The sequence below is a fragment of the Maribellus maritimus genome, from assembly GCF_022267315.1.
GTDB classification, from domain to species: Bacteria; Bacteroidota; Bacteroidia; order Bacteroidales; family Prolixibacteraceae; genus Draconibacterium; species Draconibacterium maritimum.
The window spans coordinates 1-596 of the sequence record NZ_JAIKLE010000158.1; the positions used below are offsets into that span (position 1 = coordinate 1).

Genomic DNA, 596 nt, shown 5'->3' on the forward strand with positions numbered 1-596 from the left:
TACTCTGAAACTGCCTCTTCAATCACTGTTGCTGAGTTCGAGGCTTTGGGAGGAACGGCAACCGACAACTGTAATGTATTTACCATTACTTATCACGATGTTAGTGACGGGCTTGATTGTCCGGAAACGATTACAAGAACATATACAGTTACAGATGATTGTGAGAATACAACAATCTGCACACAAATAATCACCCTAAATGATTATACACTACCGTCATTTACGGTTCCTGAAGATATTACAATTTATAAGGATGATGATTGCAATTATGATGCATCCTCAGGCATCACTGGAGAAGTTACTGATTTATCTGATAACTGCACTGTGGCTTCATTACTTGTTGTAACATCTACCGAAGTTAATTCGGCAGGAGCCTGTGATGACGAAATTATTATTACACGTACCTGGACCGTAACCGATGAATGCGGGAATGATTCATCTCAAGTTCAAATAATTACAGTCTCGGATAGCATTCGTCCTGTTATTTCATGTCCGCCATTAGATAGTATTGAAGCTTGTGATATTTCTGAATTCAATACTCAGGTTACATTCCCTTACTCTGAAACTGCCTCTTCAATCACTGTTGCTGAGTTCGA

At 39.3% G+C, this 596-nt stretch carries 1 protein-coding gene; it reads left to right on the top strand.

All coding sequences use genetic code 11. The annotated features are described in order from the left end of the window. A partial coding sequence (locus tag K5G00_RS29515; protein ID WP_238770242.1) for a hypothetical protein occupies positions 1-596 on the top strand: 596 nt, incomplete at both ends.